At 59.7% G+C, this 22,587-nt stretch carries 25 protein-coding genes; 6 read left to right on the top strand and 19 right to left on the bottom strand.

All coding sequences use genetic code 11. The annotated features are described in order from the left end of the window. The first annotated feature begins 1 nt into the window (after position 1). Genes arnC through arnF form a run of 6 tightly spaced genes read left to right on the top strand, consistent with a single transcriptional unit; the run spans position 2 to position 6,236 of the window. Positions 2-985, top strand: coding sequence for an undecaprenyl-phosphate 4-deoxy-4-formamido-L-arabinose transferase (gene arnC / locus FHW76_RS14500; RefSeq protein WP_008806952.1), 984 nt, complete (start codon positions 2-4; stop codon positions 983-985). Beyond that, the gene (gene arnA / locus FHW76_RS14495; RefSeq protein WP_008806953.1) at positions 982-2,967 is read left to right on the top strand and encodes a bifunctional UDP-4-amino-4-deoxy-L-arabinose formyltransferase/UDP-glucuronic acid oxidase ArnA; all 1,986 of its coding nucleotides are present in this window, start codon (positions 982-984) and stop codon (positions 2,965-2,967) included. The genes arnC and arnA overlap by 4 nt, the downstream gene beginning before the upstream one ends. After that, positions 2,964-3,866 (top strand): 4-deoxy-4-formamido-L-arabinose-phosphoundecaprenol deformylase, encoded by a 903-nt coding sequence (arnD, locus tag FHW76_RS14490; protein WP_101855578.1) that lies wholly within the window; start codon positions 2,964-2,966, stop codon positions 3,864-3,866. Before arnA ends, arnD begins: the two co-directional genes overlap by 4 nt. After that, on the top strand, positions 3,866-5,521 hold the full coding sequence (gene arnT, locus FHW76_RS14485) for a lipid IV(A) 4-amino-4-deoxy-L-arabinosyltransferase (RefSeq protein WP_008806955.1): 1,656 nt from the start codon (positions 3,866-3,868) through the stop codon (positions 5,519-5,521). The genes arnD and arnT overlap by 1 nt, the downstream gene beginning before the upstream one ends. After that, positions 5,518-5,856: a 4-amino-4-deoxy-L-arabinose-phosphoundecaprenol flippase subunit ArnE gene (arnE, locus tag FHW76_RS14480; protein ID WP_008806956.1), complete on the top strand. Its 339-nt coding sequence runs from the start codon at positions 5,518-5,520 to the stop codon at positions 5,854-5,856. The genes arnT and arnE overlap by 4 nt, the downstream gene beginning before the upstream one ends. Then, entirely contained in the window at positions 5,856-6,236 is a 381-nt protein-coding gene (gene arnF, locus FHW76_RS14475) for a 4-amino-4-deoxy-L-arabinose-phosphoundecaprenol flippase subunit ArnF (protein WP_008806957.1), read from the top strand. Before arnE ends, arnF begins: the two co-directional genes overlap by 1 nt. On the opposite strand, the gene FHW76_RS14470 is transcribed toward arnF, so the two are convergent. The 19 genes from FHW76_RS14470 to FHW76_RS14380 form a co-directional block, all read right to left on the bottom strand. Beyond that, on the bottom strand, positions 6,233-7,282 hold the full coding sequence (locus FHW76_RS14470) for an AI-2E family transporter (protein WP_008806958.1): 1,050 nt from the start codon (positions 7,280-7,282) through the stop codon (positions 6,233-6,235). The two genes, arnF and FHW76_RS14470, sit on opposite strands and share 4 nt — an antisense overlap. Positions 7,283-7,382: 100 nt before the next feature. Beyond that, positions 7,383-7,970, bottom strand: coding sequence for a 4'-phosphopantetheinyl transferase AcpT (gene acpT / locus FHW76_RS14465; RefSeq protein ID WP_048964457.1), 588 nt, complete (start codon positions 7,968-7,970; stop codon positions 7,383-7,385). A 1-nt stretch (position 7,971) separates the two neighbouring features. Beyond that, positions 7,972-9,201, bottom strand: a complete 1,230-nt coding sequence (locus tag FHW76_RS14460; protein ID WP_122533691.1) for a beta-ketoacyl-ACP synthase — start codon at positions 9,199-9,201, stop codon at positions 7,972-7,974. After that, entirely contained in the window at positions 9,198-9,929 is a 732-nt protein-coding gene (locus FHW76_RS14455; RefSeq protein WP_122533692.1) for a 3-ketoacyl-ACP reductase FabG2, read from the bottom strand. The genes FHW76_RS14460 and FHW76_RS14455 overlap by 4 nt, the downstream gene beginning before the upstream one ends. Continuing rightward, entirely contained in the window at positions 9,926-10,402 is a 477-nt protein-coding gene (locus FHW76_RS14450) for a 3-hydroxy-fatty acyl-ACP dehydratase (RefSeq protein ID WP_150342223.1), read from the bottom strand. The genes FHW76_RS14455 and FHW76_RS14450 overlap by 4 nt, the downstream gene beginning before the upstream one ends. Beyond that, complete coding sequence (locus FHW76_RS14445; RefSeq protein ID WP_117143625.1) at positions 10,402-11,568, bottom strand: beta-ketoacyl-[acyl-carrier-protein] synthase family protein; 1,167 nt, start codon at positions 11,566-11,568, stop codon at positions 10,402-10,404. Before FHW76_RS14445 ends, FHW76_RS14450 begins: the two co-directional genes overlap by 1 nt. Before the next feature lies 1 nt (position 11,569). After that, positions 11,570-12,154, bottom strand: a complete 585-nt coding sequence (locus tag FHW76_RS14440; protein ID WP_117143626.1) for a DUF3261 domain-containing protein — start codon at positions 12,152-12,154, stop codon at positions 11,570-11,572. Further along, positions 12,151-14,469, bottom strand: coding sequence for an MMPL family transporter (locus FHW76_RS14435; protein WP_122533694.1), 2,319 nt, complete (start codon positions 14,467-14,469; stop codon positions 12,151-12,153). Before FHW76_RS14435 ends, FHW76_RS14440 begins: the two co-directional genes overlap by 4 nt. Beyond that, complete coding sequence (locus tag FHW76_RS14430) at positions 14,438-15,043, bottom strand: outer membrane lipoprotein carrier protein LolA (protein WP_117143628.1); 606 nt, start codon at positions 15,041-15,043, stop codon at positions 14,438-14,440. Before FHW76_RS14430 ends, FHW76_RS14435 begins: the two co-directional genes overlap by 32 nt. Continuing rightward, a complete protein-coding gene (locus tag FHW76_RS14425) occupies positions 15,040-15,462 on the bottom strand; it encodes a thioesterase family protein (RefSeq protein WP_122533695.1) in 423 nt (140 codons plus the stop codon). The genes FHW76_RS14430 and FHW76_RS14425 overlap by 4 nt, the downstream gene beginning before the upstream one ends. A 3-nt stretch (positions 15,463-15,465) precedes the next feature. Further along, entirely contained in the window at positions 15,466-17,157 is a 1,692-nt protein-coding gene (locus tag FHW76_RS14420; RefSeq protein WP_122533696.1) for a glycosyltransferase, read from the bottom strand. Beyond that, the gene (locus FHW76_RS14415) at positions 17,148-17,501 is read right to left on the bottom strand and encodes a hydroxymyristoyl-ACP dehydratase (RefSeq protein ID WP_117143631.1); all 354 of its coding nucleotides are present in this window, start codon (positions 17,499-17,501) and stop codon (positions 17,148-17,150) included. The genes FHW76_RS14420 and FHW76_RS14415 overlap by 10 nt, the downstream gene beginning before the upstream one ends. Further along, the gene (locus tag FHW76_RS14410) at positions 17,488-18,837 is read right to left on the bottom strand and encodes an AMP-binding protein (protein ID WP_117143632.1); all 1,350 of its coding nucleotides are present in this window, start codon (positions 18,835-18,837) and stop codon (positions 17,488-17,490) included. The genes FHW76_RS14415 and FHW76_RS14410 overlap by 14 nt, the downstream gene beginning before the upstream one ends. Continuing rightward, a complete protein-coding gene (locus tag FHW76_RS14405) occupies positions 18,834-19,415 on the bottom strand; it encodes a hypothetical protein (RefSeq protein WP_117143633.1) in 582 nt (193 codons plus the stop codon). Before FHW76_RS14405 ends, FHW76_RS14410 begins: the two co-directional genes overlap by 4 nt. A gap of 6 nt (positions 19,416-19,421) precedes the next feature. Continuing rightward, positions 19,422-19,673, bottom strand: coding sequence for an acyl carrier protein (locus FHW76_RS14400; RefSeq protein WP_122533697.1), 252 nt, complete (start codon positions 19,671-19,673; stop codon positions 19,422-19,424). 11 nt (positions 19,674-19,684) lie between these two features. Beyond that, complete coding sequence (locus tag FHW76_RS14395) at positions 19,685-19,942, bottom strand: phosphopantetheine-binding protein (protein WP_045397051.1); 258 nt, start codon at positions 19,940-19,942, stop codon at positions 19,685-19,687. Next, positions 19,923-20,738, bottom strand: a complete 816-nt coding sequence (locus FHW76_RS14390; protein ID WP_122533698.1) for a 1-acyl-sn-glycerol-3-phosphate acyltransferase — start codon at positions 20,736-20,738, stop codon at positions 19,923-19,925. The genes FHW76_RS14395 and FHW76_RS14390 overlap by 20 nt, the downstream gene beginning before the upstream one ends. Next, a complete protein-coding gene (locus FHW76_RS14385; protein WP_117143635.1) occupies positions 20,735-21,457 on the bottom strand; it encodes a beta-ketoacyl synthase chain length factor in 723 nt (240 codons plus the stop codon). The genes FHW76_RS14390 and FHW76_RS14385 overlap by 4 nt, the downstream gene beginning before the upstream one ends. A 20-nt stretch (positions 21,458-21,477) precedes the next feature. Beyond that, positions 21,478-22,539 (bottom strand): methyltransferase, encoded by a 1,062-nt coding sequence (locus FHW76_RS14380; protein ID WP_117143636.1) that lies wholly within the window; start codon positions 22,537-22,539, stop codon positions 21,478-21,480. Positions 22,540-22,587 lie beyond the last annotated feature (48 nt).

The raw sequence follows: 22,587 nt of genomic DNA, 5'->3' as shown, positions 1-22,587 counted from the left end.
TATGCTTACTTACCCTCCCGTGAAGAAGGTCTCGGTGGTTATCCCGGTTTATAACGAACAGGATAGTCTGCCGGAACTGCTTCGTCGTACGGATACCGCCTGCGCCACGCTGGGGCGGCAATATGAAATTCTGCTGATCGACGATGGCAGCAGCGACGATTCTGCGCGCATGCTGACCGAAGCCGCCGAGGCGGAAGGCAGTCACGTCGTCGCCGTGCTGTTAAACCGTAACTACGGCCAGCACTCGGCGATCATGGCCGGCTTTAGCCATGTGACGGGCGATCTGATTATTACCCTTGATGCCGATCTGCAAAACCCACCGGAGGAAATTCCGCGGTTAGTAGAGAAGGCTGATGAAGGCTACGACGTGGTGGGCACCGTCCGCCAGAACCGTCAGGACAGCATCTTCCGCAAAAGCGCCTCGAAGATGATCAACCGCCTGATCCAGCGCACCACCGGCAAAGCGATGGGCGACTACGGCTGCATGCTGCGCGCTTACCGCCGCCATATTATCGACGCGATGCTCAACTGCCACGAGCGCAGCACCTTTATCCCGATCCTGGCGAATACCTTCGCCCGTCGCGCGGTCGAGATCCCGGTGATGCATGCCGAGCGCGAATTCGGCGACTCCAAATACAGCTTCATGCGCCTGATCAACCTGATGTACGACCTGGTGACCTGTCTGACCACCACGCCGCTGCGTCTGCTCAGCATTTTCGGCAGCGTGATTGCCCTGCTGGGCTTCGCCTTCGGCCTGCTGCTGGTGGTGCTGCGCCTGGCCTTTGGGCCGCAGTGGGCTGCAGAAGGGGTGTTCATGCTCTTCGCCGTGCTGTTTATGTTCATCGGCGCCCAGTTTATCGGTATGGGCCTGCTCGGCGAGTATATCGGACGCATCTATAACGACGTTCGCGCTCGTCCCCGCTACTTTATTCAACGTGTTGTTCGCCAGCCGGAAACGGCATCTAAAGAGGAAGATCGTTCATGAAAGCCGTAGTCTTCGCTTATCACGATATGGGCTGCACCGGTATCCAGTCCCTGCTGGACGCCGGGTATGATATCGCTGCTATTTTCACCCACCCGGATAACCCTGGCGAAAACCATTTCTTTGGCTCCGTGGCGCGCCTTGCCGCCGAGCAGGGCATTCCAGTGTGGGCGCCGGAAGACGTGAACCATCCGCTGTGGATTGAGCGTATCCGCGAGATGAAGCCGGACGTGCTGTTCTCCTTCTACTACCGCAACCTGCTGGGCGATGAGATCCTCAATCTGGCGCCGAAAGGGGCGTTCAACCTGCACGGTTCGCTGCTGCCGAAATATCGTGGCCGTGCGCCGCTGAACTGGGTGCTGGTCAATGGCGAAAGCGAAACCGGCGTCACCCTGCACCGCATGGTGAACCGCGCGGATGCCGGCGATATCGTCGCCCAGCAAACCGTGGCGATTGGCCCGGATGACGCGGCCCTGACGCTGCATCGTAAGCTGTGCGCCGCCGCCACTGAGCTGCTGGGCCAGGCGTTGCCGGCGATCCTTGAAGGAAAAACCGCAGAGCGCCCGCAGGATCACAGCCAGGCGACCTACGTGGGGCGTCGTACCCCGGAGGATGGCCGCCTCGACTGGGAGCAGCCGGCGCAGACCCTGCACAATCTGGTGCGTGCCGTCTCGGATCCGTGGCCGGGCGCCTTCGGCTACGCTGGCGCGAACAAGTTTATCGTCTGGAAATCCCGCGTCCGCCACGATCTGCCGGCAGCCAAACCGGGTACCGTTATCTCCGTTGCGCCGCTGATCGTGGCGTGCCAGGACGGGGCGCTGGAAATTGTCACCGGCCAGACCGAACGCGGTGTGTACATGCAGGGCGCTCAGCTGGCGCAGGCGCTGGGCCTGGTGTCCGGGGCAGTGATCAGCAGCAAACCGGTGGTGGCGATTAAGCGTCGCACCCGCGTGCTGATCCTTGGCGTCAATGGCTTTATCGGTAACCATTTGACCGAGCGCCTGCTGCAGGACGACAACTATGAAATTTACGGCCTGGATATCGGCTCCGACGCCATCAGCCGTTTCCTTGAGAGCCCGCGTTTCCACTTCGTGGAAGGCGATATCAGCATTCACTCCGAGTGGATCGAGTATCACATTAAGAAATGCGACGTGGTGTTGCCGCTGGTGGCCATCGCCACCCCTATCGAATACACCCGCAACCCGCTGCGCGTGTTCGAGCTGGATTTCGAAGAGAACCTGAAGATCATCCGCGATTGCGTGAAATACAATAAGCGCATCATCTTCCCGTCGACCTCTGAAGTGTACGGCATGTGCACCGACAAAAACTTCGACGAAGATACCTCCAATCTGGTGGTCGGGCCGATCAACAAACAGCGTTGGATCTACTCGGTTTCTAAACAGCTGCTGGACCGCGTGATTTGGGCCTACGGCGATAAGTACGATCTTAAGTTCACCCTGTTCCGTCCGTTCAACTGGATGGGACCGCGCCTGGATAACCTCAACGCCGCGCGTATCGGTAGTTCCCGCGCCATCACCCAGCTGATCCTCAACCTGGTGGAAGGGTCGCCGATCAAGCTCATCGAGGGCGGCAAGCAGAAGCGCTGCTTCACCGATATCAGCGACGGTATCGAAGCGCTGTTCCGCATCATCGAGAACAAAGACGGCCGCTGCGACGGGCAGATCATCAACATCGGCAACCCGGAAAACGAAGCGAGCATCAAAGAGCTGGCCGAAATGCTGCTCGCCTGCTTCGAACGCCATCCGCTGCGCGATCGCTTCCCGCCGTTTGCCGGCTTCCGTGAAGTGGAAAGCAGCGATTACTACGGGAAGGGCTACCAGGACGTTGAGCATCGTAAGCCGAGCATTCGCAACGCCAAACGCTGCCTGAACTGGGAACCGAAGGTGGAGATGGAAGAAACGGTCGAACACACGCTGGACTTCTTCCTGCGTACAGTTGAACTGGTGGACGATAAAAATCCATGAAACAGGTCGGCTTACGCATAGATGTCGATACCTTTCGCGGAACGCGGGACGGCGTTCCACGGCTGCTGGACCTGCTGGGCCAGCACGGGATCCAGGCAAGCTTCTTCTTCAGCGTCGGGCCGGACAATATGGGGCGCCATCTGTGGCGCCTGGTAAAACCGAAGTTTCTGTGGAAGATGCTGCGTTCCAGAGCGGCTTCGCTGTACGGCTGGGATATTCTGCTGGCTGGCACCGCGTGGCCGGGACGCCGCATCGGCGCGGGTAACGAAGCGGTGATCCGCGCGACCGCCGAGTCTCATGAAGTCGGGCTGCACGCCTGGGATCACTACAGCTGGCAGGCGTGGAGCGGCGTCTGGCCGCAGGAACGGCTGGCGCTGGAGGTTGAGCGCGGCCTGCTCGAACTGGAACGCATCATCGGCCGGCCGGTCACCTGTTCGGCTGTCGCCGGCTGGCGCGCCGATCAGCGGGTGGTCAAAGCCAAAGAATCCTTCGATTTTCTCTACAACAGCGACTGTCGCGGCACGCGGCCGTTCCTGCCCCAGCTCGGTAGCGGCACGTTTGGTACGGTGCAGATCCCGGTCACGCTGCCGACCTGGGATGAGGCGGTGGGCACGGCGGTCGATATCGCCGGCTTTAACCGCTACCTGCTCGACTGCATCCATCGCGACCCGGGCGTGCCGGTCTATACCATTCACGCCGAAGTGGAAGGTATTGCTTACGCCGATCAGTTCAATGAACTGCTGACCATGGCGGCGGAAGAGGAAATTCAGTTTTGCCCACTGAGCCAGCTGCTGCCCGCTGACTTTAGCGAGCTGCCGTCTGGCAAAGTGGTTCGGGGTGAACTGGCTGGCCGGGAAGGCTGGCTCGGACGTGAACAATTACTGACTTCGGGTGTTTGATGAAAAGCATTCGCTATGGCGTCTCTCTGATTGCGCTGTTTGCGCTGTATTACCTGCTGCCGCTTAATTTTCGTTTGCTCTGGCAACCCGATGAAACCCGCTATGCGGAGATCAGCCGTGAAATGCTGGCCACCGGTGACTGGGTGGTGCCGCATTTTCTCGGATTGCGCTACTTCGAAAAGCCGATTGCCGGTTACTGGATCAACAGTATCGGTCAGTGGCTGTTTGGCCATAATAACTTCGGCGTACGCTTTGGGTCGGTCTTCGCTATCACCATGACTGCCCTGCTGGTGGCCTGGCTGGCGTGGCGCGTCTTTCGCGACAAAAAGGTGGCTGTCCTGTCGCCGGTGATTTTCCTTACCGCGATGCTGGTGTATGCGATTGGCACCTATGCGGTGCTGGACCCGATGATCACCCTGTGGCTGGCGCTGGCGATGTGCAGCTTCTGGGGCGCGGCGCAGGCGCAGAGCCGCAGCGGCAAAATACTGGGCTACGCGCTGCTGGGCGTCGCCTGCGGTATGGGGGTGATGACCAAGGGCTTCCTGGCGCTGGCGGTGCCGGTGGTGGGCGTGCTGCCGTGGGTGATCGCCCGTAAACGCTGGCGTGAAGTGCTGACCTACGGCTGGCTGGCGGTGATCGTCTGTACGCTGGTGGTGCTGCCCTGGGGGCTGGCTATCGCCCAGCGCGAGCCGGACTTCTGGCGCTACTTCTTCTGGGTCGAGCATATTCAGCGTTTTGCCGAAAAAGATGCCCAGCACAAAGCGCCGTTCTGGTACTACATTCCGTTCCTGATCGCCGGCAGCCTGCCGTGGCTGGCCCTGCTGCCGGGGGCGCTGAAGCGCGGCTGGCTTGAGCGCGATGAGGCTCGCGGCGCGCTGTATCTGCTGGGTTGGGTGGCGATGCCGTTCCTGTTCTTCAGTATCGCCAAAGGCAAACTGCCGACCTATATCCTGCCGTGCTTTGCGCCGCTGTCGATTCTGATGGCCCGCTACGCGCTGGAGGCCGCAAAGACCGGCGCAAAAGCGCTGCGCATCAACGGGATGATCAACCTGGGCGTTGGCCTGCTGGGGCTGATCGCCGTGCTGGTGGTCTCACCCTGGGGCGTGATGCACAAGCCGGTGTGGACCAAGATTGAGCTGTATAAATGTCTGCTGGCGGCGATCGCCTTCGCCGTCTGGGCGCTGATGGGCTGGCTGGCGATGAAAAACCCTGGCCGCCGCTGGAGCCTCGCCGCGCTCTGTCCGCTCGGCCTGGCGCTGCTGGTGGGCTTCGCCATCCCGGACCGGGTTATCGACAGCAAACAGCCGCAGTTCCTCGTGGATATCGTCAGTGAATCCCTGCAGCCCAGCCGTTACGTCCTGACCAACAACGTTGGGATCGCCGGCGGCCTGGCCTGGGAGCTGAAGCGCAGCGATATTATTATGTTCGACAAACAGGGTGAGCTGAAGTACGGTCTCGACTGGCCGGATGCTCAGGGAAGCTTTGTCAGCCAGGCCGGTTTTGCCGACTGGCTGGCCACGCACCGTCAGCAGGGGCCGGTCTCGCTGGTGCTGTTGATGGATAAAGGAGAGAGTATGGTTGACTTACCGTTACCGAAGCCAGATAACGCCTACGAGCTGGGTCGGGTGGTCTTCCTTCAGTATCTGCCGCAATGAGCGTCTGGATCTGTCTGGTGTTCGCCAGCCTGCTGAGCTGCGCCGGGCAACTCTGCCAGAAACAGGCGACCCGCCCGTCCCGTCGCGGACGGCGGAGTCGCCATATACTCTTCTGGCTGGGGATGGCGCTGTTATGCCTGGGCTGCGGCATGCTGCTGTGGCTGAGCGTGCTGCAGTCTATTCCGGTCAGCATCGCCTATCCGATGCTGAGCCTGAATTTCGTCTGGGTTACCCTCGCGGGCTGGGGCATCTGGCATGAGCCGGTCGCTCGCCGTCACTGGCTTGGCGTCGGGTTGATCGTCGTGGGCATTGTCATTCTGGGGACCAGCGTCTGATGGGCTTTCTCTGGGCATTATTCAGCGTCGGCCTCGTCAGCGCCGCGCAGTTGCTGCTGCGCAGCGCCATGGTGGCCTTGCCGCCGCTGACCGATATTGTGGCATTTCTCCAGCATCTGCTGCATTTCCAGCCCGGGACCTTCGGCCTGTTTTTCGGCCTGCTGGGCTACCTGCTGTCGATGGTCTGCTGGTACTTTGCCCTGCATCGCCTGCCGCTGTCGAAAGCGTATGCCCTGCTGAGCCTGAGCTATATCCTCGTGTGGGCCGCCGCCATCTGGTTGCCCGGCTGGCATGAGCCGTTCTACTGGCAATCGCTGCTGGGCGTGACGATCATTGTCGCCGGCGTGTTGACCATCTTCTGGCCGGTCAAACGCCGCTAGCCGGGGAGCCGGCTTTTGGGACGGCCCGGGCCGAGCAGGATCGCCAGCTTGCTGCCTCCGACGGTGGTCTCCATCCAGATTTTACAGACGCTGGTTAACGGTACCGAGAGCAGCATCCCCACCGGCCCCAGCAGCCAGCCCCAGACCAGCAACGACAGGAACACCACCAGGGTCGACATTCCCAGCCGATGGCCCATCATGCGCGGCTCCACCATGTTGCCCAGCACCATATGCACCACCAGAAACAGCGCCCCGACCAACAGGCACTCATAAATGCCGCTAAACAGCAGCGCCTGCAGCATCGGGGGGATAGCGGAGATAGCGGAGCCAATGTTCGGCACATAGTTCAGCAGAAACGCCAGCACTCCCCACATCAGGGCGAACTGTACCCCCATCGCCAGCAGCCCTAGCCAGACAATCAGCCCGGTCCACAGGCTAATCAGCGTCTTCAGCGCCAGATAATGGGTGACGCCTTTCAGCGCCCGGTGCAATCCGGCGATATGCAGGCGAGGGTTATTGAGGGCAAAACGCAGTTTGTAGGGCAGGTGGCGAACCTCAAACAGCATAAAGATCACCGTCATCACCAGCAGCACGATGCTGGCCATCGCCCCGGAAAGCTGAGTCATTAGCGTCGTGGCCCAGGTCATCAGCCGTTCTGAATCCATGCGCCGCAGCATGCGCTCCGGATTGATATGCAGATTAAGGAAGGGGAGATACTCCTGGAGCTGGAGGATCTTGCGCGTCAGGGCGCGGTTGAAATCGGGGAGCATGGCGACAAAGTCATTGAGCGACGCCGCCAGTACGCCAAGCAGCGCGGTGAGCATCACCAGCATCGCCGTCACCACCAGGGTAATGGCGAACGGACGCCGCACCCCGCGGCGAATGAACCAGGTGACCAGCGGGTTGAGGACAATAGCGAAAAACAGCGCCAGCAGCAGCTGCACCAGAATATCGGCGGCGGCGTGGATCCCGGCGAGGATAATCACCAGCGCTGCCAGCTTAAGTAAAATATGGAGCCCGGCTTTATCAGCCTGCGGAGAGGACATAGGGATTCCTTTTATGAGTCGCGCCAGATAAGTGTAGCGGTTCGCCGACTGCCAATATTCTGAAAGGAGGGCTGCTTTTCCGCCATCATCTTTTGACCGCTTAAACCGCGACTCTGAAATGTTGAATGTGCGCGTCTGTCAGCGTGAACGGCGTGGGCGTACAGACCGCAATACTTAACCCTTCATACTGAACCTGGCTCAATGACAGCGCGCCGCGAAAGGCGCTGTCAACAGAGGCCATCTGCCAGGCGCTGCCGCCGCGCTGTTTCACCAGGGCCTCTTTGCGCGTCCAGATACGCCAGAAGGCGACTAACCGTTGCTCCGGTGGTTCGCGCTCCAGTTCCTGATGCTCGCCCTCGCTGAACAGGGCGTTAGCCAACCGTTGCCAGCCTTCGCGCGGGCGAATCACTTCTATGTCGCAACCAACCTCGCCTTCATCGCTCAGCAGCAAAGCAATATGGTCGCCGCTGTGGCTAAGGTTAAACCACAGCCCGCTATCGGGCGGGAAAGCTGGTTTACCCTGTTCGCCATACTGAATATCCATTAGCGGGGTAGTCGCATGCGCCAGCAGCGCGCGGCCGGCAAGCCAGCTGGCCCGCCGCGGGCCGTCCGGCGCCTGCGCCATCAGCGCAGACGGTAGCGGCAGGGCGCTAAGGGTTGAGATGTGGCCGAGGATAAGCTGATACATCTCACGGCCAGCGCTGAATAATGATTGAGGTGTTAATGCCGCCGAAGGCGAAGTTGTTGCTCTGCAGGAATTCACAATCAATCTTGCGCGCTTCGCCCATGATGTAGTCAAGATTGCCGCAGTTAGCATCCGGATTATGCAAATTCAGCGTTGGCGCGAACCAGCCCTCGCGCATCATCTGCAGACTCATCCACGCCTCCAGCGCCCCGCAGGCGCCAAGGGTATGGCCGAAATAACTTTTCAGCGAGGAGATCGGCACGCTGTCGCCGTAAATCGCCGCCGTCGCCTGGCTTTCGGCGATATCGCCGCGGTCGGTCGCGGTGCCGTGGGCCGAAATGTAGCCAATATCCCGGGCGCTTAATCCCGCCATTTTTAACGATTGTTCCATGCAGATCTGCATAGTTTCGCGCTGCGGTTGGGTGATATGCGTGGCATCGCAGTTGGTGGCGAAGCCGATGATTTCGCCGTAGATAGTCGCGCCGCGCGCTTTGGCGTGCTCCAGCTCTTCCAGTATAAGGGTACCGGCGCCTTCGCCGATCACTAGCCCATCGCGCTGTTCATCGAACGGGGCGGGAGTGATCTCGGGCCGTTCATTACGTTGGCTGGTAGCGAACAGGGTATCAAATACCGCGGCTTCCGACGGGCATAGCTCTTCCGCGCCGCCGGCGACCATCACCGTTTGATAGCCGTGACGGATCGCTTCCCAGGCGTATCCGATCGCCTGGCTACCGGAGGTACAGGCGCTTGACGTTGGAATAACGCGGCCGCGCAGGCCGAAAAACAGCCCTGTATTAACGGCGGTGGTATGCGGCATCATCTGCACGTAGGTGGTGCCGGTAATATTGTTGGTGTGCTTTTCCGTCAACATGGTAGCGAACTCGCTCACCGGGCCGGTACTGCCGGTTGACGAGCCGTAAGCGATGCCGGTTTCGCCGTTGCTCAGCACGGCATCGTCGATAAGCCCGGCCTGCTCGAGCGCCAGTTCAGTGGCGCGGGTGGAGAGGAGCGACACGCGCCCCATCGCGCGAATGCGCTTGCGGGTATAGTGAGCGGGCAGAGTGAAGTCATCGATCGGCGCGCCCAGTAGCGTATGCAGACCCTCGTAAATACGCCACTCCGGCATGGCGCGCACGGCGTTTTTATAACGCTGCAGGCCAGCGGAAACATCGCGCCAGGTGTCGCCAAAGGCGGTGACGCCGCCCATCCCGGTAATGACCACACGACGTGTCATAACATCCCTCCATTGATTGAAATGACCTGTCGGGTGACATATCCCGCCACATCCGACATTAAATAACTGGCAAGCCCGGCCACTTCGTCCGCTTGTCCCATACGTTTCATCGGGATCATCAACATCGCCTCTTTTAGCGCAGTCTCTTCCATTTCGATCATCCCGGTGTCGATAAGCCCCGGGGCGATGCAGTTCACGGTGATTTTACGTTTCGCCAGTTCAATGGCCAGCGCTTTGGTGGCGCCGATGATCCCCGCCTTAGCGGCGCTATAGTTGACCTGACCGCGGTTGCCCATGACGCCGGATACGGACGAAAGCGTGATGATACGCCCGCCCTGACGCGCGCTAATCATCGGCATGATGCAGGGATGAATGACGTTGTAGAAACTGTCGAGGTTGGTGTGGATCACCGCGTCCCAGTCCTCTTCGCCGAGCGCCGGGAAAGCGCCGTCGCGGGCGATGCCGGCGTTGCTGATAATGCCGTACCATGCCCCGTGTTCAGCCATATCCTGCTCAAGCACGTCGCGACACTGCGCGCGGTTGGCGACATCAAAGCTCAGCAGACGGCCCGAGCCGCCGGCGGCGGTTATCGCCTCCAGAGTTTGCTGTGCGCCCGACACATCGCGATGATAGTGGATGCCGACCACAAAGCCATCCGCCGCCAACTGACGGGCGATAGCGCGACCGATGCCTTTACTGGCGCCGGTGACCAAAACTGAACGACTCATTCTGACGCTCCTTGTTGAAATAGGGTGTTAAGTTCTGTTGGCGTCGGCTGGAAAGTATTGACCCGTCCGCTTGCCAGTTCTTCATCGTCTGCCGTAATGGCGCATTCAAAGCTGCCGAAACGCTCGTCCTGCACTAACAGCTTCACGGTGATGGACAGCGCCTTGCCGCCCGGCAGGCAGCCTGCCGCGCAGACTAACTCGCGCGCACCAAGCACCATACCAAGTGAGATGGACTCCTGCCCCTGTTGTTGGCGGTGCCAGCCGGACCAGACGCCAATGGTTTGCGCCATGAGTTCCAGGGCGAACCAGCCGGGGAGGTTGCCCTCGGCATCAATGAACGGCGCCAGGACGCCATGGGTTGAGACCGTGACCCGGCAGGTAGCAGTTTCATCGGTGACATTGAGGACCTCTTCCAGCAGCAGCATTGGCGGCTTGTGCGGCAGATAAGCGCCAGGCGATAAATATTGGCTCATTAAATGCTCCCGAGCAGAATGCTGGCGTTATTACCGCCAAAGGCAAACGAGTTCGACAGGATAATCGGCCGCGGCAGCGGCTGGGGACGTTCGATAATCCCGCACGGCGGAAGGGTGGCGTCGTGCGGCGACTGGCTGAAATCTTGCGCCGGCAGCAACAGCTTACGTTGCAGGATCAGCATGCCGATGGCGGCTTCGGTGATCCCCGCCGCGCCCAGCGTATGCCCGGTCAGATGTTTGGTGGAGCTGCATGGCACCTGCTCGCCAAATAGCGCGTTGACGACGTGAGACTCTATCCGATCGTTCAGCGGCGTGGCGGTGCCGTGCAGGTTGATATAGCCCACCTGTTCAGGGGCGATGCCCGCATCGTCCAGCGCCTGCTGGATAGCGCGAATTGCCCCTTCTCCCTCAGGATGCGGGGCGGAAATATGCCAGGCGTCGCTGGACTCGCCGATACCCAGCAGCGCGATAGGCTGCGGCTCGCGGGTCAGCAGCATCAGCGCCGCCCCTTCGCCGATAGTGATGCCGCAGCGATCGCGGCCAAACGGCTGGCACTGAGTCGTGGAGAGCGACTCCAGGCTGTGAAAGCCGTTGATCGGCATTCGGCTGAGGGTATCCGCGCCGCCGACAATCGCCACATCCGCCAGCCCGGCTTCAATCAGTCGGCGTCCGCTGATAATGGCTCTGGCGCTGGATGAGCAGGCGGTTGACAGCGTAAATGCCGGGCCATCCAGCGCCAGCCAGTGGCTGAGAAAACGCGACGGGTCTCCCAGCTCCTGCTGCGGATATTGCCAGGCCGCGCTTTCCGCGCCGCTAAGGGTCAACGTGACGTGCGCGTCACCTTCGTCGAGCCCCGAGGTGCTGGTGCCAAGCACTACGGCAACGCGTTCACGCCCGTATTGGGCGATAGCGTCATCCACCTGCGGCTGAATTTGCGCCAGCGCCGCCAGCAGCAGTTGATTATTGCGCGAACGATGGGCGCTAAAGGTATCGGGAATGGCGGGTAATTCGCCGTCCACGCCCGCGAAAACCGCCTGCGGATGTCCCTGTAGCCACCCCTCGCGCGGGCGCATGCCGGGCGCGATACCGCGAGCCAGATTGGCGGCGACTTCATCATTATCGCGACCCAGCGCGTTAATCATGCCGACGGCAGAAATGTAGATCATCTCAGTCACCCAGGTATTGAATGGTGATGTGGTATTTAAAGACGTGCTGTTCGATGCTAATCGGCACGCGCTTGCCTTTGCGGTTGATATAGGTGATTTCCGTGACCAGCTTCCCGCGCGCGTTACGCAGTTCGCGTTTGTCGCCGCGGTTGGTTAGCGTCCAGCCTTTCGGCAACTGCGGCAGCCATGCGCTAACCGGCCAATGGCTGAGCATGACATCGGCCAGCACCTGGCTGGCTGGCGGCAGTTGCGGAACCACGATTGACTGTTCAGCGCGCAGCCCTTTTTCATCGTAGGTCACAAGAAACAGACGGATACCGACGGACGACAGGCCCGCCAGCGTGAGCTTTTTATCATCGGCATTGAGCATGACCAGCAGCGATTGGGTTTGGCCGTTGAAGCTGCCGGTGAGCAACTGTTGCGAGCTGATAGCCGGCGAGATGCCAGGCGGCGGTAACGTGACGCGCGTACCCGGCTCAAGCCATGCCTGCGGGCGGCCTTGCGGCTCCGGCTGCGAATGGCTGCAGCCGGCCAGTACTAAGGCGGCGAGTAGCGCGAAGGCGCGCCAGAATGATGGTCTTATCATCGTCTTTTTTTCTCTTTTTTGGTCGGCATCGCCAGCGGCGAAAGCAGGAAAGCGGTGAAAATGCCGCTCACCAGAACAATGCCAAAACTGCTAATGGCCTGAGTGGCGCTAAAGACCAGCATGCCAAGCGTTAATAAGGTGGTCATCATCGCCAGCGTGACCGCCAGCAGCGATGTCAGCGGCGTGCCGCGCGGGTTGCTGAAAAACAGCGTGTAGTTAATGCCGATGCCCAGTACCAGCACCAACGCCAGCAAGGAGAACAGGTTAACCGGGTGGCCGCTAAGCGCCAGCGCCGCCAGCCCGCAGCCCAGCGACAGTACCGACGGCACCAGGCTTATTAGCCCTTTGCGCCAGCCAAGGCGGAGAACGGCGCCGCAGGCAATCACCGCCAGCGCAACGCACAACAGTCCGGTTAAAATATGGCGGTAGAGCGCGAAAAGCTGGTCGAAATCGCTTTTACGATCGACCCACGCAACGCCAGCCTGCTTTGCGCTGAGCGCCTTCAGCGCCGCGCTGTCTTTCACGCCGCTCACCGGGACCAGTACGCCGCTTTCGCCATCCTGCAGCGTCAGCCATAGCAGCCGCCAGCCTTCGCTGGCCGGGCTGGCAAGCCAGTCGTCGACCGTTACCGGCATCGGGTTGAGAACGGGATTAACTTTCGCCAGCCCGGCGTGACTTAGCGCCTGGCCGACGACGGGTGCGGCGCGTTGCAACAGAGTAAGATCCTGCTGCTGTCGGGCGAGCGAATTCAGCGGAATGGCGCGATATCCGTCGAGTATACCGTCGGTTTGCGCCTTAGCCAGCGCGGGCATAAATGCTTCCAGCCGTTCCAGCGTTTGCTGGGCGGATTCGCCGTACACCACAAACCACTTCTGGTCGACGCTTTGTCCGGTGAGCGCGGTAATCGCTTTTTCCTGAGCCAGAATATCCTGCGGCAGCGCCTGGAGCTGCGAAATATCATCATCCACCCGCAGCGTCGCTAGCCCCGCCAGCGACAACAGCGCCAGCGCAACGGGGAGGCCGATGGACAGCTTTTTATTGCGCCGCCAGGCGGCGAGCCAGCGTAACAGCAGCGCCATCGCCGGCACCGGGCGCACGGGGAGCCCGCGGCACAGCCATGGATGCCAGAAAATCACCGTCAGGCAGGAGGCGCTTAATCCTACCGCCGCGAAGAGCGCCATCTGGCGAATCGCCGGGAAGGGGGCCAGCATCATGATGACATAAGCCGCCACGGTAGTGAGCAGCGCCAGCAGCAGCGCTTTCCGGACTTTGACAAGGCTTTGCCACGGTGAAGACGCTGCGCCATGGACCATGCGCTCGGTCAGGTAATAGAGCGTATAGTCGGCGGAAATACCGATGATGCTCATGCTCATCACCAGGGTCATCAGATGCAGCTCGCCAAACAGCAACAGCGTGGCGACGGTGCCGGCCAGCGCGCCGATGGCGATAGAGATCGCGCACAGCAGCAGCGGGCGCAGGGAGCGGAACACCGCCACGATCAGCAGGATAACGCCGAGCAGGGTGGCCGCGCCGAGGGTGGAGATATCGCGCTTCGCCTGCTGGCTGGCGTAATCGCTATAGAATACAGTGCCGCGTGATAATAGCTGCGCCTGCGGGTGATGGGTTTTCCACTCCTTCTCCAGCTCGCCGAGCGTAGTGACCAGCCGGTGCGTCTGCTGCATATCAAACGACGAACCCGCCAGCTCGCCGTGCAGCAGATACCAGACGTTGCCTTCTGCGTCTTTGCTGGTCAGCCAGCCGTCCTGCAGCTGCATCCGCTGGCCGCTATTCGCCATCGCCAGCTGCGAGCCGCGCATCAGCATCAGCGGGTCGTTTTGTAACTCTTTACCGCTGACCCCGGAAAACGCCGAATAGAGCTGCGAAAGGATCCACTGGGCCTGCGCTTCGCCGCCGTCCTGCAGACGCGCGCGGGTGGCGGGGTCGATTAACGCATTGCGATGTTGCCAGAAAAACATTCCCCAGGCCTGCTGGCTGGCGGCATCCATTGGGCCTTTGACCTCGGCCAGCGCGTCTGAGGTTTGCAGCAACCGCAGCCAGTCGCGAGCCACCTGCGGGTCGGCCTGTTTACCGGGGCTGACCAGCCAGACCAGCTGGCGATCCAGACGCTGCATAAAGCCGTCGTTCAGTGCGGGGGGGATCGCGCCGAGCGTCTGTTTTGGCAGCATCGCCAGCACGCTGCTGTTGAGCCGGGCCTGGGGCAGCAGGGCCAGCAGCGCGCTCGCCAGTATCAGGCAGACGACGCCCCAGATCAGCGCAGGACGTTTACTGGGCGGCAAAGCGTTGGCGTTCGTCATCGGTCAGTTGCGCTGGCGTCAGTTGATGTTGGGAAAGGGCGATATCGGTGCGATCGCCTTGTTTATCGTTGAGCTGAATCTGCTCCAGATAGGTTTTTCCGGCGAGGTCGATGCTGGCGAAAATCTTATCCAGCGGTGTGGTGACAGGCGTCAGACGCAGCGTCCATCGCCCTTCGCCTTTATCGGCGAATTCCACGCGGAAGTTCTCCTCCAGCACGTGACGATCCGCCTGGAACAGCGCGCGCAGCAGATGGTTGAACTGGAACATCTGCGGGTTGTTTTCGGCGGTGATGGTCTGCGGCGGTTGGCCGTTGATCGCCTGCACCATCCGTTTGTCATCCAGCAGCAGCTGCATCGGGAACGGCGAGGTTTGATCCCACAGCAAGCCCTGGTCGCGGGCGATCAACATCCGCCCCTGGGATCGCAGCGGCTGCGGCAGATCCTTAATCGTTCGAACTTGATCGAAGTGGGCGCGCACCACCGGCTGTTCGCTAAATTGTTTTTGCAGGTCATCGAGCGTCAGGGCGTTCACCAGCGGGCTGATGAACAGTCCCAACAACAGCAGCAATCTCATGGCGTGACCCCCATGCGTTCAAACAGAATATCCGGGCTGACGAAACACATCTCGCGGCTATTTTCGTCCACCGCGACCTGGATGGTGTAGCCGGTGGTGGTACGTTTGCCGCTGACGGCATCAAAAATTTCGTAGCCGATGCGCAAGCGGTTCTCAAACTCTTCTATCCGCGCGCGTACGCGAATGCGCTGTTCGAAGGTGATAACGTCGCGGTATTTCACGCGGGTATCCACCACCGGCCACAAATAACCAGAATCTTTCATCTGCCGGTAGCCGTAGTTGAACTGGTTAAGCAGCGCCTCACGGGCAATTTCGAAGTAGCGAAAATAGTTGCCATGCCATACGACGCCCATCATATCGATGTCATGAAACGGAATAGTCAGCTCTACTTCAGCAGTAAAACGGGGATCGTTAAGCACCCTTTACTCCTTGTCTTTGGGATCCGGCAGACGCCAGAAATCGAAAAAGTTAAACCAGTCGAGCGGCGACTGCAGCGCGTAGTGTTCCAGCCGTTCGGCGTAGCGGTCGATGATGTGTTGCAATGCCTGCTGGCGTTCGGCGCGCGGCAGCAGCAGCGGATCGGCGAACGGTTCGCAGTAAATACGTAGTTTGCCCTGTTGGCGGAGAGCGAAAATCAAATTCACCGGGCAGCGCAAAATAGCTGCCAGGATAAACGGCCCTTGTGGAAAGGGGGCGGTTTGCCCCATAAAACGGCTCCAGCAGACGCGCCATTCACCGCCGCGCTGCGGGTTAACCGCAATACGGTCGCCGACAATAGCGATCCATTCGCCGCGATCCAGCTTTTCTTGCAACAGCATGGCGGTTTCCGGGCCGATATCGGTCACCGGCATCAGGTTGAGTCCGGCCTGAGGCGCCATCTCCGCCATAATTTGTTTAAAACGTTGCGCGTTTTCGCTGAATACCAGGGCGTTGATGGTTTTGCCGCCCTGCAGCTGCGCCAGCGCGCGGCAGGCTTCGACATCGCCAAGATGCGAGGCCAGCAGCAGTTTGCCGCGCGGATCGTCGAGACTGAGCGTCTCCTCGGCGCCTGCGGCAAACACCACATCGCGGCCGAACTGCAGCTCGCCGCGCCAGCTGGCGATTTTATCCAGCATCGCCTCGCCGAAGCGCAGAAAGTGGCGATAGCTGTTCAGTCTGGCGGGTACCGGCAGCTGACGGACGGCTAACTGGTCGCGCACGCGGGCGAGCCAGTTTCGTGAAGCGCGGCGCGCGGTGCTGGCCGTCAGCCAGTAGACGCCGACCACCGGATAGAGCAGCAGCGAGAACGCCTTGCGCCCCAACAGCCGCCACACCAGCAGCATCAGGCGCATCCCCCATAATCCTTTGACCTCCTGCTGACGCGCCCAGTGCGGCGAGGCGCGGCGAAGCAGCAGCGAGGGGATCCGCGGCAGCATGCCGAGGAACAGATGGGTATGCATCAGCGAGATGCGGCAGTTATCTCTGAAGGCATCGAAATGCGATACGCCGTCCGGGGGATAGGTCACGCGGGTCGGGACAAAGTAGCTGGCGTTTCCTTGCCAGTAGAGGCGCACCATCACTTCGGTATCAAAATCCATCCGCTTGCCGAGCGTCACGCGCTTAGCCAGGCGCAGCGTCGGCGCCAGCGGATAGACGCGAAAGCCGCACATGCTGTCTTTCAGCTGCAGCGACAGCGTTTCAATCCATACCCAGACGTGGGTGATCCAGCGTCCGTACAGGCGCGAGCGCGGGATAGAGTCGTCGTAAACCGGCTGGCCGGAGATCAGCGCTTCGGGATGCTTCTGCGCCAGCGCCAGCAGCTGCGGAATATCTTCAATGGCGTGCTGTCCGTCGGCATCGACCTGTACCGCGTGGCTGAACCCGGCTTGCGCTGCGGCCTGTAAGCCGCGGATCACCGCAGCCCCTTTGCCCGCGTTCTGTGGTAAGCGGATTAAGGTCAGACTGGCGATTTCCGCTGCCAGTCGCTCCAGCTCCTGCCGCGTACTGGAATCGCTGCCGTCGTCCACCACGATGCACGGAAGATTAAACGGCTCAAGGCGCGCCAGTACCCGCGGCATCATCGCGCCGTGGTTATAGCAGGGGATCAGCACGCAGGGAGAGAAATTTAGCGGCATAAGTGAATTTTCCCGCTGCTGGCGGTGTGCCGCGCTTCACCGTCGTGGCGCTGATAGCTGAAGGTGATGAGCTGGCGCGCTTCCTGCCAGCTCAGGGTCAGCGTGACGATCGCGCCCGGCAGCAGCGGCGACTGGAATTTCACATTTTGAATATCGTGAAAGCGCCAGCCGGGCGCGAGCAGGGTGGTGGCGTAATGCATCGCCCAGTCAATCTGCGCGACGCCGGGCAGCAGGGGCTGGACGGCAAAGTGGCCGCGAAACCAGGAGAGCGCCGGATCCAGAGATAAAACAATTTCAAGCCGATCGGCTTGCGGCTGACGGCGCTCAATTTCATGGGGCTGCATGAAATAACTCCTGTAACTGCGCGTAGACACGCTTGTTCATACTGTTAAGGGGGATCTCGTCAACCACCCGCCAGAAGCGGGGAATGGCGACCGGTTCCAGCAGGGGGCGCAGCGCTTTCCGCCATTGCAGCTCCTGGCTTTTTCCCCAGCGCCGGCGAGCGTCATGATTAAGTACCAGCAATACGCCGATACTCTGGCGGCTGCCGCGGGTGATGGGCAGGACGGCGGCGTCGATAACGCCTTCAAGTTCCAGCAGGCGCTGCTCCACTTCGCTCAGCGATATGCGCTTCTCTTCAATTTTGACCACGCGATCCCGACGGCCAGCCAACTGGAAGTGACCACTTTCAGTGAAATGCAGGATGTCGTCGAGCAGCAGGCCGCGATTGTCGGCGACAAGCGGAGAAAACAGGCGAAACGTGTCGCCTTCTGGCTGAAAGCGGATGCCTGGGAATGGCTGCCACGGCGCCTGATCCTGCAGGCGCGGGCGGCAGGCGATGACGCCGCTTTCGGTGCTGCCGTAGATTTCATCCGGCCAGGTATTGCACCAGCTGGCGGCCTGCATGGCATCCCGCCAGAGCAGCTGGCCGCCGGCGGACACAATCATCGCCATCGGCGGCGGGGGCAGCCGGTGGTCAAGCCGTTTGAGGAAGGCCGGGCTGCTAATAAACAGGTAGCGATGCTGGTGGCTTAATGCCGTTAGCTGTTCGGGGTATTCCAGCATTGCGGCGTGCAGCGGCAACCCCAGCGCCATCGGCAGAAACAAGCGGAACGTCAGGCCATACAAATGCTGCGGCGCCACGGAGGCCACCACCCGACAGCCCGTCAGACGCCCGGCATAGTGCGCCGATAACAGCGCCGCCTCGTGGTCGAGGGAGTCAATTGGTTTGCTAATTGGCTTCGGCTGGCCGGTGGAGCCGGAGGTGAACAACTCGATGCGCGCGTCTTTGCCTGGCGCCGGAAAATCTGTCTCGTCGCGCATCGGTGTCATGGTGGACTCGACCTTCAGCAGCGGCCCATCCCATGCCAGCGCTTTATCGCTGAGCAGGCCGTCAAACAGCGCTTTTTGCTCATTTAACAGCGACAGGCGACCGTGGCCGGGGAGCACGGGCGTTTTGCCGGCATGCAGCGTTGCCAGCAGGGCGACGATAAACAAGTAGCTATTTTCAATGCACAGCGCCCAGCGCGCGCCTGGCTGCTGTCGCAAGTGCGTGAGCAGGCGGACAACGTCATGGCGCAGATGCGCGAGCGTCCAGACTTGGGCGTCCTGCCACGCGATCGGCGTTTCCGGCGAACGCGGGGCGCTGAGCCACTGGTCCAGCGGGAGAGGCTGCTTCATGGTTTATCTCGTTTTATCACCCGCTGGCGCACCAGCCACTCGCTGGCCATTAGCGTGCCCATCAGCAGATAGGAAATCATGCCGTTCCACGCCGTCCACAGGGACAGATCGCCATACAGCGCGGTAAACAGCGCAATGCTGCCGTTAATGATGAAAAAGGCGCACCAGATCTGGGTGACGCGTCGGGTGTAGCGCACGGCTCTGTCCGGGAGAGTGGGGTCACGCAGTCGCGCCAGGCGCTCGACGATCGGCATCGTTGACCATAGCGAACCGCCAAACACCGCCAGCATCACGCTGTTCACCACCACCGGATAAAACAGCAGCAGCTGATGGGTTTTCAGCAGGTAGCTGGCGATACACAGCGTCATGCCGGCCACCGCCACAATCTGAGTGACCACGCTCAGCGCTCCCGCTTGTCGCCGGGTCTGGCGAAAGCGTAAAAACAACATCAGCGCCATGAGCGGCAACAGCCCTTGCAGGCTGTTATGCGCGAGGCCAAACCAGACTAAGAACGGCCAGGCCAGCAGCAATACCCCTGTCAATAACGGAACGACCGGCAGCGAGCGTATGCCCGACATGGTGAATTACGCTTCTTTCAGTAAGTGTTCTACCGCATCGACGACATCCTGCACGGTGCGTACGGTTTTAAACTCTTCTGGCTTGATTTTCTTGCCGATTTTCTTTTGCAGATGGACGATCATGTCGATGGCGTCGATGCTGTCCAGTTCGAGATCTTCGTACAGGTGGGCCTCAGGTTTAATATCCTGCGGATCGATTTCAAATACCTTCACCAGCAGCGAGGAGACTTCTTCGTAAATGGCTTGTTGTTCGGTCATGACGGTTCTCCTCAGGCACGCTGCGCTTGAATAAATGATGCCAGCGTGGCGACGGAGAAAAAGTGCTGACGCATCTCTTCGCTCTCAGCCGACAGCACCACGCCGTACTGATTTTTCACCGCCAGGCCCAGCTCCAGCGCATCGATGGAGTCCAGACCCAGGCCATCGCCAAACAGGGCGGCATCGGTGTCGATATCATCAGCGGACAACTCGTCCAGGTTCAATGTACTGATTATCAGATTCTTAATTTCAAGATAAAGCGCTTGCATCATTAATTCCTGTTTCAGGTGTAGTGCCTGATTCTAATTTAAGCAAAATATGCCGGTTTAACTGCCGTGCGGCCAGCGCCGGTTCTTGTTTATTTGCCTCGTAAAACTGGTCTATTCGCAACCGTTCTCCGACTTCGACGGTAAATAACGGCTTCGTTCGCGGCGCGTCGTACCACTTGCTCTGTTTACCCAGCATATGCTCGGTGCAGCGGATGATGACGACGCGCAAGTCGCTGCCGCAGCGCACGGCGATATTGGCCGCGCCGCGCTGCAGCTGCATTTTTTCTCCCGGCACCGTTCGGGTTCCTTCCGGGAAAATCAAAATGGTATCGCCCTGCTGTAAGCGCTGCCGGCTGGCCGGGAGCAGGGCATCGGCGCGATCGTTAATCAAATAATCCGCCGCGCGGATCACGCCGCTGACAAATGGGTTTTTCAGCAACGCGCTTTTCACCAGGCAGTCGGTCTCCGGCATCACCGAGGCCAGCATAACGTAGTCGATAAGGCTGGGATGGTTGGCGACCACCAGGCAACCGCGCTCCTGACGTAAAATATCGCGCCCTTTAATCTGGTAATCGAGTACGCCGACGCCTTTCACCACGCTGAGAAAACAGCGGAAACTGAGCGAAATACTGCGCCGCGCGATGCGGCGGCGGCGGGCCTTATCGCGCACCAGGAGCAGCAATAGATTGAACCAGACAACAGAGAGCAGCAGCCCGCCAAGGCCAAACAGCGCGAAACAAAAACCGGTCATCGCCGCGCGCCAGAGCCGATTAAGGCGACACAGAAGAGAGGTCATGAACGGCTCCACTGCCATTGCACGCGTTCGCCGGGCAGCGTGAATGCGCGCGCATTCTGCAAATAATACTGTAAAAACAACAGGCTTTGCGGCAGCGTGCTCTCTTCGACTGCGTCATGACGTTGCGCTTTGCAGCGCCATTGGCTTCCCGTTTCAATGACCCACGCCACCGCGTAGGGCCAGGTTGGCATCGCCGGTGGTAGCTGCGAGTGATAAAATTCAGGCAGAAAACCATCGAAATCAACCATCAAGACGCGCTGATAGCCCGCCTGTAGTAGAGCCATCACTTCATATAAACCCTGTTGGAAAGTATCGCGTCCAGCGGAGAGCGATGACGATGCAATGGGTTTTTTCGCTGCAATCGTCAGATTGCCGACGGCGGAGTTATGTACCGATAGGGCGAAATCGGTAGGCGAGAGCGCCTGCTCCATCGCCAGGGCGTGCAGGATGCGATAGTTACGTTCTAGTTCGCCGTGACGGCTGGTATAGAGAACGGCGTCGATCTCATGGCGGCGCAGCATCGCCAGCCCGCACTCCACGGCCAGCCTGCTGCCTGAACTGAGTCGACGGGCGGTCATCATCGGTAATTCGCTAAGTTTGGCCGGCGCCGCGGTTGGATCGATGGCGTGCAAATGCTGTGACCACCGTTGCCACTGCTCGGTGCCACTGACTCCAGGCGCGAAGGCCTGCCAATCAACTATGTTAAATGCAAATGTCATCTACACGCGTCCGCGAAAAATCAATTATTCTTCTCACATATCAACAAGGTATGCCCAACGCCTAAATTATCGTGGCGTTGTTCTACCCGGAAACCCGCCATTTCCAGATAGCGATAAAACTTCTCTACGCTGTAGAAACGACTGTTGCCGTTGGCCATACAGGTAAAGTAGAGCGAAGACGCATTCAGACTAAATGATGCTGCTTCAAACTTCTGCGCATCCCAGAACAGCTCCAGAATACACAGGCGCGCGCCAGGTTTCATGACCTGCGCGACGTTACTGAGTAGGGTGATAATTTGTTCCGGGGAAAAACAGTCAAGGAACTGGCTCATCCACCAGATATCCGCCTCTCCTGGTAAGGGGGCGTCACTCAGCATATCCACAGCATGACAGTCAATGCGATGGGTAAGGCCCGCATTTTCTATATTTTCGCGGGCCAGCGCAATTTGTTGCGGCAAATCTAATAACGTAATTGCGATATTTTCATCATACTGGCAGCAGCGCAGCGCCCACTTGCCGGTATTCCCGCCGACATCGTACAGGGTTGCGGGCCGGCTGGCGAATACATATGGTAGCGCGGCGCTGAAGGCGCCGTCGGAATAGTAATGATCGAAAGCAAACCAGCTTTTACGCGCCGCTTGCGGAAGTTGCGACAATGCTGGGTAGATCGTTGGCCACTCACCAAAAACTTTTAACCCTGAAGGCTTTCCTTCCTGGAGGGCATTTTCCAGAAAGAATAATCCCTGATAACAAACGTCTTGAGTAAAATCCATATTTACTCGCGTCATCGTATCATGAAGTAAGAAATGTCCTATTTTAGAAAGGTAATAGCGCTCTTCTTTACAGGTAAGGATACGACCGCTTAACCCCATATCCAGCAAAACGCTAACGGCATATTCTTTTCCCTCGAAAATTTCGCTGATGGCTTCAAGCGTCGCGCCGAGTTTACCTTGCTGGTCCAGAAAAGCCAGAATGCCTGAGTTTCGTAGACATAATGCGCTTTGAAAGAGCATAGGAGCAAAAGCAATACGCTGCGCTTCAGTGATGGCATCAAGCGCGCTGAGAGAATCCTGTTGGTACACGTTTGGTACAACCTTTTACATATAATCGGAGGAAACGGGCCATTAGTG

Source organism: Klebsiella sp. RC2 (assembly GCF_014192815.1).
Classification (GTDB): domain Bacteria; phylum Pseudomonadota; class Gammaproteobacteria; order Enterobacterales; family Enterobacteriaceae; genus Klebsiella; species Klebsiella variicola.
This window is presented reverse-complemented; position numbering and strand designations above follow the sequence as displayed.

Bases quoted from the DNA above. Each gene is read 5' to 3' on its own strand.
- arnC (WP_008806952.1), top strand. From the start codon at position 2: ATGCTTACTTACCCTCCCGTGAAGAAGGTCTCGGTGGTTATCCCGGTT.
- arnA (WP_008806953.1), top strand. From the start codon at position 982: ATGAAAGCCGTAGTCTTCGCTTATCACGATATGGGCTGCACCGGTATC.
- arnD (WP_101855578.1), top strand. From the start codon at position 2,964: ATGAAACAGGTCGGCTTACGCATAGATGTCGATACCTTTCGCGGAACG.
- arnT (WP_008806955.1), top strand. From the start codon at position 3,866: ATGAAAAGCATTCGCTATGGCGTCTCTCTGATTGCGCTGTTTGCGCTG.
- arnE (WP_008806956.1), top strand. From the start codon at position 5,518: ATGAGCGTCTGGATCTGTCTGGTGTTCGCCAGCCTGCTGAGCTGCGCC.
- arnF (WP_008806957.1), top strand. From the start codon at position 5,856: ATGGGCTTTCTCTGGGCATTATTCAGCGTCGGCCTCGTCAGCGCCGCG.
- FHW76_RS14470 (WP_008806958.1), bottom strand. From the start codon at position 7,282: ATGTCCTCTCCGCAGGCTGATAAAGCCGGGCTCCATATTTTACTTAAG.
- acpT (WP_048964457.1), bottom strand. From the start codon at position 7,970: ATGTATCAGCTTATCCTCGGCCACATCTCAACCCTTAGCGCCCTGCCG.
- FHW76_RS14460 (WP_122533691.1), bottom strand. From the start codon at position 9,201: ATGACACGTCGTGTGGTCATTACCGGGATGGGCGGCGTCACCGCCTTT.
- FHW76_RS14455 (WP_122533692.1), bottom strand. From the start codon at position 9,929: ATGAGTCGTTCAGTTTTGGTCACCGGCGCCAGTAAAGGCATCGGTCGC.
- FHW76_RS14450 (WP_150342223.1), bottom strand. From the start codon at position 10,402: ATGAGCCAATATTTATCGCCTGGCGCTTATCTGCCGCACAAGCCGCCA.
- FHW76_RS14445 (WP_117143625.1), bottom strand. From the start codon at position 11,568: ATGATCTACATTTCTGCCGTCGGCATGATTAACGCGCTGGGTCGCGAT.
- FHW76_RS14440 (WP_117143626.1), bottom strand. From the start codon at position 12,154: ATGATAAGACCATCATTCTGGCGCGCCTTCGCGCTACTCGCCGCCTTA.
- FHW76_RS14435 (WP_122533694.1), bottom strand. From the start codon at position 14,469: ATGACGAACGCCAACGCTTTGCCGCCCAGTAAACGTCCTGCGCTGATC.
- FHW76_RS14430 (WP_117143628.1), bottom strand. From the start codon at position 15,043: ATGAGATTGCTGCTGTTGTTGGGACTGTTCATCAGCCCGCTGGTGAAC.
- FHW76_RS14420 (WP_122533696.1), bottom strand. From the start codon at position 17,157: ATGCCGCTAAATTTCTCTCCCTGCGTGCTGATCCCCTGCTATAACCAC.
- FHW76_RS14415 (WP_117143631.1), bottom strand. From the start codon at position 17,501: ATGCAGCCCCATGAAATTGAGCGCCGTCAGCCGCAAGCCGATCGGCTT.
- FHW76_RS14410 (WP_117143632.1), bottom strand. From the start codon at position 18,837: ATGAAGCAGCCTCTCCCGCTGGACCAGTGGCTCAGCGCCCCGCGTTCG.
- FHW76_RS14405 (WP_117143633.1), bottom strand. From the start codon at position 19,415: ATGTCGGGCATACGCTCGCTGCCGGTCGTTCCGTTATTGACAGGGGTA.
- FHW76_RS14400 (WP_122533697.1), bottom strand. From the start codon at position 19,673: ATGACCGAACAACAAGCCATTTACGAAGAAGTCTCCTCGCTGCTGGTG.
- FHW76_RS14395 (WP_045397051.1), bottom strand. From the start codon at position 19,942: ATGCAAGCGCTTTATCTTGAAATTAAGAATCTGATAATCAGTACATTG.
- FHW76_RS14390 (WP_122533698.1), bottom strand. From the start codon at position 20,738: ATGACCTCTCTTCTGTGTCGCCTTAATCGGCTCTGGCGCGCGGCGATG.
- FHW76_RS14385 (WP_117143635.1), bottom strand. From the start codon at position 21,457: ATGACATTTGCATTTAACATAGTTGATTGGCAGGCCTTCGCGCCTGGA.